General features: G+C 74.7%; 7 protein-coding genes. 4 read left to right on the top strand and 3 right to left on the bottom strand.

Annotation, left to right across the window (positions count from 1 at the left end; translation table 11 throughout):
- Positions 1-425: 425 nt before the first annotated feature.
- Both SM793_RS35835 and ptsP read left to right on the top strand, forming a co-directional pair.
- A complete protein-coding gene (locus SM793_RS35835; RefSeq protein ID WP_030396842.1) occupies positions 426-875 on the top strand; it encodes a PTS glucose transporter subunit IIA in 450 nt (149 codons plus the stop codon).
- A gap of 100 nt (positions 876-975) precedes the next feature.
- A complete protein-coding gene (gene ptsP, locus SM793_RS35830; protein ID WP_320443321.1) occupies positions 976-2,646 on the top strand; it encodes a phosphoenolpyruvate--protein phosphotransferase in 1,671 nt (556 codons plus the stop codon).
- Positions 2,647-2,719: 73 nt separating this feature from the next.
- Here ptsP and SM793_RS35825 read toward each other — a convergent pair whose 3' ends face one another.
- From SM793_RS35825 to SM793_RS35815, 3 genes are read right to left on the bottom strand one after another with little or no spacing between them, the layout of a single operon-like run.
- Entirely contained in the window at positions 2,720-4,843 is a 2,124-nt protein-coding gene (locus SM793_RS35825) for an acetoacetate--CoA ligase (protein ID WP_413816110.1), read from the bottom strand.
- A gap of 46 nt (positions 4,844-4,889) precedes the next feature.
- A complete protein-coding gene (locus SM793_RS35820) occupies positions 4,890-5,438 on the bottom strand; it encodes an NUDIX domain-containing protein (protein ID WP_320443319.1) in 549 nt (182 codons plus the stop codon).
- Between the two features lie 41 nt (positions 5,439-5,479).
- Entirely contained in the window at positions 5,480-6,409 is a 930-nt protein-coding gene (locus tag SM793_RS35815) for an NUDIX hydrolase (RefSeq protein WP_320443318.1), read from the bottom strand.
- A gap of 191 nt (positions 6,410-6,600) precedes the next feature.
- On the opposite strand from SM793_RS35815, the gene mmuM reads away from it, so the two are divergent.
- Both mmuM and SM793_RS35805 read left to right on the top strand, forming a co-directional pair.
- Positions 6,601-7,635, top strand: coding sequence for a homocysteine S-methyltransferase (mmuM, locus tag SM793_RS35810; protein WP_320443317.1), 1,035 nt, complete (start codon positions 6,601-6,603; stop codon positions 7,633-7,635).
- 161 nt (positions 7,636-7,796) lie between these two features.
- Positions 7,797-8,561, top strand: coding sequence for an IclR family transcriptional regulator (locus SM793_RS35805; protein ID WP_320443316.1), 765 nt, complete (start codon positions 7,797-7,799; stop codon positions 8,559-8,561).
- Positions 8,562-8,600 lie beyond the last annotated feature (39 nt).

Here is an 8,600-nt window from a genome sequence, read left to right as displayed (position 1 = left end):
AGCGCTTCGTTCTTTCGTGATTCCAGCGTATCAGATCCGTTAGCCGTTGCTTAACCGGCGCTTTTCGTCTCTGACATCTGCTGTTAACCGCCGACTTGCGGCGACTCGACCAACCATAGCGGGTCGCCGGGCCGAGCGCGAATCGGGGCGCTCCGGTGTCACCCGGTCGGACGCTCATTTGTTGCTCTCGCGAGCATATACAGCAATGGTCCCGATTCGCCAAGATGCCTGTAGAGTGCGGCGCATCGGCCAAGAGGACTAGACCACTAGTGGTCGGCGAGATGACTGACTGGTGAGGGCGGACGGCGAGGCCGACCGTCCGGAATGTCAGCGGATGTCCGAAGTTGACATGATTTAGGCTTCTGTCGATCACCCCGCCGCGCTCGCGGGCGCTCGCCTGTACTGCGCAGTTGGGAGGCTCATCCATGACCACTGTGACGTCGCCGCTGACCGGCCGGGTCGTAGGGCTCGCCGGCGTGCCTGACCCCGTGTTCTCGGGTGCGATGGTCGGCCCCGGCACCGCGATCGACCCGGTGCGTCGGCCGACCGAGGCCGTGGCCCCGGTCGACGGCGTGGTCGTCTCGATGCACCCGCACGCCTTCGTCGTCGTTGACGCGGACGGGCACGGGGTCCTGACCCACCTCGGCATCGACACCGTCCAGCTGAACGGCGAGGGCTTCGAGCTGCTCGTCAACAAGGGCGACACCGTCACCCGCGGCCAGGCCGTCATCAAGTGGGACCCGGCCGCCGTCGAGGCCGCCGGCAAGTCGCCGATCTCGCCGATCGTCGCGCTGGAGGCCGCTGCCGACTCGCTCGGCGGGCTGCTGGAGAGCGGGGAGGTCGCCGTCGGCGACGCCCTGTTCAGCTGGAGCTGACCGCTCCCCTTCTACAGGACACACCCGCCCCACCGCTCCGGTCGGGGCGGCCCGGCACACAGCGGTACCCGGCGGGGCCGCCTCTCTCACGGAGAAAGACATGGAGAAGACGCTGCGAGGCGTGGGTGTCAGCCACGGAGTCGCGATCGGCCAGGTGCGGCACATGGGTACCGCGGTGCTGGAGCCCCCGGCCACCCAGATCCCGACCGAGGACGCTCCGCGCGAGCAGGCCCGCGCCCAGGCAGCCGTCGAGGCCGTGGCCGCGGACCTGATCGCCCGCGGCAACCTGGCCGGTGGCGAGGCCCAGGCCGTGCTGGAGGCCCAGGCGCTGATGGCGCAGGACCCGGAGCTGATGGCCGACGTCTCCCGCCGGATCGCGGTCGGCAGCAGCGCCGAGCGCGGCGTCTACGACGCCTTCGCCGCCTACCGGGCGCTGCTCGCCTCGGCCGGGGAGTACCTGGCCGGCCGGGTCGCCGACCTGGACGACGTGCGGAACCGGATCGTCGCGCGGCTGCTGGGCGTGCCGATGCCGGGTGTGCCGGACAGCGACGAGCCGTACGTGCTGTTCGCCCGGGACCTCGCGCCGGCCGACACCGCGCTGCTGGACCCGACGCTGGTGCTCGGCTTCGTGACCGAGGAGGGCGGACCGACCAGCCACAGCGCCATCCTGGCGCGCGCCATGGGCGTACCGGCCGTAGTCGCGCTGCCGGGGGCGGCCGACGTCGCCGAGGGCACGGTCGTCGCGGTGGACGGCAGCTCCGGTGACGTGCTGGTCGAGCCGAGCACCGAGAAGCAGGACGAGCTGCGTCGGATCGCCGCCGAGCGCAGGGCGGCGCTGGCCGCCTCCTCCGGTCCGGGCGCGACCTCGGACGGGCACCGGATGCCGCTGCTGGCCAACGTCGGCGGCTCGAGCGACCTGCCGGCCGCGCTGGAGGCGGGCGCCGAGGGCGTCGGTCTGTTCCGCACCGAGTTCCTCTTCCTGGACGACTCGGCGAAGGCGCCGACCGAGGAGAAGCAGGTCGAGGCGTACCGCAAGGTGCTGGAGGCGTTCCCGGAGGGCCGGGTCGTGGTCCGGGTGCTCGACGCGGGCGCGGACAAGCCGCTGGACTTCCTGACCCCGGCCGACGAGCCGAACCCGGCGCTGGGTGTGCGCGGTCTGCGCACCCTGCTGGAGCACCCCGAGGTGCTCCGGACCCAGCTGCGGGCGCTGGCGACGGCCGCCGAGGGCCTGCCGGTGCACCTCGAGGTGATGGCCCCGATGGTGGCCGACCGCAAGGACGCCAAGGACTTCGCCGAGGCGTGTCGGGAGGCCGGGCTGAGCGCCAAGTTCGGCGCGATGGTGGAGATCCCGTCGGCCGCGCTGCGGGCGCGCTCGATCCTCCAGGAGGTCGAGTTCCTCTCCCTGGGGACCAACGACCTGGCCCAGTACGCCTTCGCCGCGGACCGGCAGGTCGGTGCGCTGGCTCGGCTGCAGGACCCGTGGCAGCCGGCGCTGCTGGACCTGATCGCGTTCGCCGCCGAGGCCGCGCAGGCCGAGGGGAAGAGCTGCGGTGTCTGTGGCGAGGCGGCCTCCGATCCGCTGCTGGCCGTGGTGCTGACCGGTCTCGGCGTCACCAGCCTGTCGATGGGCGCGGCGTCGATCCCCTATGTGCGGACGGCGCTGGCCAAGTACACCCTGGCGCAGTGCCGCCGGGCCGCCGAGGCGGCGCGGGCGGCGGACAGTGCCGAGGAGGCGCGGGCCGCGGCGCAGCAGGTGCTGTCGGGCGAGTAGGTCGCGGGACATGTCGAGGGGGCCCGCTCCACCAGGTGGTGGAGCGGGCCCCCTCGGCGTGTCCGGGGGTCGGTCACTCGGCGGCGGCGCGCTCGCGGTCCTGCCGGAGCTGCTCGAACCAGCGCAGGTGGTCGAGGTTGTCGACGGAGCCGGGATTGACGGCCTGGTCGAGCGGGGTGCCGGAGAGCAGGCGCTTGACCGGGACCTCGATCCGCTTGCCGGTGAGGGTGTGCGGCAGGCCGCGGACGGCGATGACCTCGTCGGGGACGTGGCGCGGGGAGAGTTCGGTGCGCAGCGAGGTGCGGATGCGGCCGATGAGGTTCTCGTCGAGTTCGGCACCGGGGGCCAGGACGACGAAGAGCGGCATCCAGTAGCCGCCCTCGGGCTCCTCCAGGCCGATGACCAGGGATTCGGCGATCTCGGGGAGGCGCTCGACGACCTCGTAGATGTCCGAGGAGCCCATCCGGACGCCCTGGCGGTTGAGGGTGGAGTCGGAGCGGCCGTGGATGACGACGGTGCCGCGGGAGGTGGCGGTGATCCAGTCGCCGTGGCGCCAGACGCCGGGGTACACGTCGAAGTAGCTGTCGTGGTACCGGGTGCCCTCGGGGTCGTTCCAGAAGCCGGTGGGCATGGAGGGGATGGGCTTGGTGACGACGAGTTCGCCGACCTCGTCGGTGAGCGGGCGGCCGTTGACGTCCCAGGACTCGACGGCGGCGCCGAGGCTGGGGGCCTGGATCTCGCCGAGGTGGACCGGGAGGGTGGGGACGCCGCCGACGAAGCAGGAGCAGACGTCGGTGCCGCCGCTGACGGAGGCGAGCCAGACGTCCTCCTTGACCTCCTGGTAGATCCAGCGGAAGCCGTCGGGCGGCAGCGGGGAGCCGGTGGTGCCGAGGCAGCGGACGGCGGAGAGGTCGAGGTCACGGCCGGGGTGGAGGCCGGCCTTGCGGCTGGCGATGACGTAGGCGGCGGAGGTGCCGAGGACGGTGGCGCGGGTGCGTGCGGCCACGGACCAGAAGGCGCCGGTGTCGGGGTGGCCCGGGCTGCCGTCGTAGGTGACGACCGTGGACCCGACGAGGAGGCCGGCGAGGAGGAAGTTCCACATCATCCAGCCGGTGGAGGTGTACCAGAGGAAGCGGTCCTCGGGGCCGAGGTCGAGGTGGAGGCCGGCCTGCTTGAGGTGCTCGACCAGGATGCCGCCCTGGCTCTGGACGATGGCCTTGGGCAGGCCGGTGGTGCCGGAGGAGTAGAGGACCCAGAGCGGGTGGTCGAAGGGGACGGCCTCGAAGACCGGCTCGGTGTCCTCGGCGGTCAGGTCGTCCCAGGCCAGGGCGCCCTCGGGGGCGGGGGCTCCGAGCAGGGGGACGTGCACGACGGTGTGCAGGGTGGGGAGTTCGCGGCGGAGTTCGGCGACGACCTCGGTCCGGTCGTGGTCCTTGCCGCCGTAGTGGTAGCCGTCGACGGCGAAGAGGACGACCGGCTCGATCTGCTGGAGGCGGTCGAGGACGCTGCGGGCCCCGAAGTCGGGGGCGCAGCTGGTCCAGACGGCGCCGACGGCGGCGGTGGCGAGGAGGGCGACGGCGGCCTGCGGGATGTTGGGCAGGTAGGCGCCGACGCGGTCGCCGGGGCGGACGCCGCGGGCGCGGAGGGCGGCGGCGAGGGAGCCGACCTGTCGGCGGAGTTCGGCCCAGGTGAGGACGAGCGGCTCGTCGGTGGTCTCGTCGAGGTGGAGCACGGCGGGGCGGTCGGCGTTCTCGGCCTGCTCGCCGGCGCGCAGGGCGTGCTCGGCGTAGTTGAGGCGGGCGCCGGGGAACCAGCGGGCGCCGGGCATCGCGGGGTCGGCGAGGACGGCGTCGGGGGCCTGGGTGAAGCGGACGTCGAACCACTGGGTGACGGCGGTCCAGAAGCGGTCGAGGTCCTCGACCGACCAGGCGTGCAGGGCGGCGTAGCGGGCGGCGGCCTCGGCGTCCGAGGCGGTGGGGGCGAGCGGGGCGGCCGGGGCGCCGTGGTGCTGGGCGGCCCAGGCCTGGAAGGCCACGATCCCGGTGCCGGCGGCACGCTCGGGGTTCGGGCGCCAGAGCGGCTGGTCCTGGAGTGGGGTGCTCACGGTGGTGGTCTCCCGGCCGGTGATGAGGGCGGACGGGGTCACGTGTGGCAGGGCCCGCGTCCGGTTGGGGGCTGTCGGTGCAGACCCTGCCATGTGAGCGGCCGGGGCGCCAGGGTCTGCCCGGCGCGGCCGCCGCTGGTCAGGGGCGGGTGAATTCGCCGTTGAACCAGGAGCGGGAGACCCGGGTGTGGAAGGGGAATGCGAGCGGGGTCTCGGGGGTGGAGAGCTGCCAGCCGTCGGTCTCGTCGGTGGGGACGGAGGGCGGGAGGTCGGTGAGCGGGCGGGCGGGGAGGAGGCCGAAGAGGCAGAGGAAGCCGCCGCGGGTGTCGGAGTCGGTGGCGACCAGGGTGATGTCGGTGTGCTCGGCGAGGATGCCGGTCTCCTCGCGCAGCTCGCGCACGCAGGCCTGCTGCCAGCTCTCGCCGTAGTCGAGGTAGCCGCCGGGGAGGGCGAGTTCTCCGTAGCCGGGCTCGATGGTGCGGCGGATGACCACGAGGCCGGGTGGGGTGTCGCCCTGGGTGACGGGGAGGAGGGTGACGACGACGGGCAGCGGGTTGCGGTAGCTGATCTCGGTGCACGCGGAGCAGGTGCGGGGCCAGCCGTCGGTACCGGTCGGGTAGGGGGATCCGCAGAAGTGGCAGTGGGAGTTGGGCTGCCGGCGCACGGTGTCGGCGTCTTGAGTCGTCATGGCGGGATGGTAGTGCGGGTGGCCGGGAGCGGGGTGGTGGGTCAGGTGGTCCGGTCCCGGGCGGGCTCCTGGGGCGGCTCGCCCTGGGCGGGGCGGAGGAGGGCCGGGTGGAGGAGGGTGGCGTCGCCGGCGTGGTAGGTGCGGGCCCGGGGGCCGCCGCGGGCGCCGCCGCGCTCGGTGGTGGTGCCGGTGCCTTCGACGAAGCCGGGGACGGAGAGCACCTTGCGGTGGAAGTTGCCCGGATGGAGTTTCTCGTCCCACACGGCCTCGTAGACGGCGCGCAGCTCGGGGATGGTGAAGTCGTGCCGGAGGAAGGCGGTGGCCAGCGGGCTGTACTCGATCTTGGCGCGGGCGCGGTCGAGGCCGTCGGCGAGGATCCTGGCGTGGTCGAAGGCGAGCTCGATCGGGGTGGGTGTCCCGGTGGCCGGGGGCGCGGCCGGGTCGGCAGGGCCGGTGGGGCCGGTGCTCCCGCCGACGCCACCCCCGTGGGTGTCGGCGGGAGCAGCGGCGGACTCGGACCGGCCGGCGGGCCGGAGGTCGAGGTCGGTGACGGGGTGCCAGGCGGCGCGGGCCGCGTCGCTGCCGGCCTGCGGATCGGGCAGGTCGGGGGCGAAGGCGAGGTAGGCGACCGAGATGACGTGCATCCGCGGGTCGCGGTCGGGTACGCCGTAGCTGCCGAGCTGTTCGAGGTGGATCCGGCTGAGGGCGGCCTCGGCGCCGACCGTGCCGGGCAGGCCGGTCTCCTCCGTCAGCTCACGGGCGGCGGCCGCGTCGAGGCTCTCCTCGCCGGCCCGCAGGAAGCCGCCGGGCAGGGCCCAGCGCCCCTGGTACGGCGGGAGGGCGCGCTCGACGAGCAGCACATGGAGCCGGCCCTGGCGCAAGGTCAGGGCGACCACGTCCACCGTCACGGCGACCGGGGTGTAGGCGCGCGGATCGTAGGCGGCGAGCCACTCCTGCTCGGTGGTGTCCACTCCGGGCGCTCCTCTCCCCCGCCGGGCCCGCGGTGACGGGCGGCCGTCCTTCTCGGTCTGAGCACAACGTAGCGATCCTTTGACTCGGCGGCAAATGGTTTTCCACTCCGGTCCCGGGCCGGCCGCTCCTACCCTGTGAGCAGGGCGTCCTCCGGAGCAGCCGGGGCGCCGCCCGCCCCGAGGAGGACGTGATGGACCAGGCCGGAGCCGACCGGGCCGCCGCTCCCGACCGGGCCGCGCCGGCTGCCGCGGCTGCCCCGTCGGACTTCCCGGCCGCGCTGGCGGCCGGGCCGCTGGTGCTGGACGGCGGGCTGTCCGAACAGCTGGCCTCGGCCGGGTTCGACCTGACGGACGCGCTGTGGTCGGCCCGGCTGCTGGCGGACGCCCCGGAGGCGGTCGTGGCGGCGCACCGGGCGTACTTCGAGGCGGGCGCGCGGGTGGCGATCACCGCCGGCTACCAGGCGAGCTTCGCGGGCTTCGCCCGGCGCGGGGTGGGCCGGGCGGCCGCCGCCCGGCTGATGGCCGGCAGCGTGGAGCTGGCCCGGGAGGCGGCCCGGGGGCTGCCCGGGCCGCGCCGCTGGGTGGCGGCCTCGGTGGGCCCGTACGGGGCGATGCTGGCGGACGGCTCGGAGTACCGGGGCCGGTACGGGTTGTCGGCGGCCGAGCTGGAGGCGTTCCACCGGCCCCGGCTGGAGGTGCTGGCGGCGGCCGGTCCCGACGTGCTGGCGCTGGAGACGGTGCCGGACGTCGACGAGGCGCGGGTGCTGCTGCGGGCGGTGCGCGGACTGGGGGTGCCGGTCTGGCTGTCGTTCGCCGCGGCGGACGGGCGGACCCGGGCCGGGCAGCCGCTGGCGGAGGCGTTCGCGCTGGCGGCCGGGGTGGACGAGGTGGTGGCGGTCGGGGTGAACTGCTGCGCGCCGGAGGAGGCGGACCGGGCGGTGGCGCTCGCGGCGCGGGTGTCGGGGAAGCCGGTGGTGGTCTACCCGAACAGCGGCGAGGGCTGGGACGCGGCGGCCGGGGCGTGGTGCGGGGAGCCGACCTTCGGGGCGCCGCGGGCCGACGGCCGGGCGAGGGTGGCGGGCTGGCTGGCGGACGGGGCGCGGCTGGTGGGCGGCTGCTGCCGGGTCGGACCGGCCGGGATCCGGGCGGTGGCCGCCGGGGTGGCCGCCGCGACCGGCGAGCGGGCCGGCGGGGAGCAGGACGGCGGGAGGGGCACCGGCCGGTAGGCGACCGGGACCGGACGGGCGGCCGTACGCCGGGCGCGCGACCCGGGCGGCCGACGCAGGTTACCGAGGGGGAAGGTGCACGGAACGGCGACGGCCTGGCAGACTCGTGCCGTCACCACTGCGGTCGACAATGTCGACCGCCTGTCCGCGCGGAGGTACCAATGCCCGGCCCGATCCAGTCGCTCTCCCGGGCCGCCGCGATCATGCGCCTGCTGGCCGGCGGCGAGCGCCGCCTGGGCCTGTCGGAGGTCGCGACGGCGCTCGGCCTGGCGAAGGGCACCGCCCACGGGATCCTGCGCACCCTCCAGCAGGAGGGTTTCGTCGAGCAGGACCCGGAAAGCGGCAAGTACCAGCTGGGCGCCGAGCTGCTGCGGCTGGGCCAGAGCTACCTGGACGTGCACGAGCTGCGCGCCCGGGCCCTGGTCTGGGCGGACGACCTGGCCAGGGCGTCCGGGGAAACCGTCTACCTGGGCGTGCTGCACCAGCGCGGGGTGCTGATCGTGCACCACGTCTTCCGGCCGGACGACACCCGGCAGGTGCTGGAGGTCGGCTCGATGCAGCCGCTGCACTCGACCGCGCTGGGCAAGGTGCTGCTGGCCTACGACCCGGTGGCGCGCGGCGAGCTGGGCGAGGGCCCGTTCGAGTCCTACACGGCGCGGACGCTGACCGAGGCCGCGGACGTGGACGCCGAGGCGGCGCTGACCCGCGAGCGCGGCTGGGCCGACGCGGTGGAGGAGACCTGGGACGGCGTGGCCTCGATCGGCGCGCTGATCCAGGACCGGCGCCGCAATCCGGTGGGCGCGGTCTGCATCAGCGGCGCGGTCGAGCGGGTCTGCGAGGACGGCTTCGTGAAGCCCTCGCTGGTCGCCTCGGTGCGCAGCGCGGCCAGGGCGATCTCCCGGGACCTGGGCGCCGGGCGGTTCTGACCGCGCCGGGCGGCCCGGTTCCGGCCGCTCCCGGTCGCC

The sequence above is a fragment of the Kitasatospora purpeofusca genome, assembly GCF_034043715.1.
GTDB lineage: Bacteria > Actinomycetota > Actinomycetes > Streptomycetales > Streptomycetaceae > Kitasatospora > Kitasatospora purpeofusca_A.
The sequence above is the reverse complement of the archived record's forward strand: the minus strand, read 5'-3'. Positions and strand labels throughout refer to the sequence as shown.

What these genes read in the sequence shown, in the direction of transcription:
- SM793_RS35835 (WP_030396842.1), top strand. Translation starts at nt 426, where the DNA reads ATGACCACTGTGACGTCGCCGCTGACCGGCCGGGTCGTAGGGCTCGCC.
- ptsP (WP_320443321.1), top strand. Translation starts at nt 976, where the DNA reads ATGGAGAAGACGCTGCGAGGCGTGGGTGTCAGCCACGGAGTCGCGATC.
- SM793_RS35825 (WP_413816110.1), bottom strand. Translation starts at nt 4,843, where the DNA reads ATGGCAGGGTCTGCACCGACAGCCCCCAACCGGACGCGGGCCCTGCCA.
- SM793_RS35820 (WP_320443319.1), bottom strand. Translation starts at nt 5,438, where the DNA reads ATGACGACTCAAGACGCCGACACCGTGCGCCGGCAGCCCAACTCCCAC.
- mmuM (WP_320443317.1), top strand. Translation starts at nt 6,601, where the DNA reads ATGGACCAGGCCGGAGCCGACCGGGCCGCCGCTCCCGACCGGGCCGCG.
- SM793_RS35805 (WP_320443316.1), top strand. Translation starts at nt 7,797, where the DNA reads ATGCCCGGCCCGATCCAGTCGCTCTCCCGGGCCGCCGCGATCATGCGC.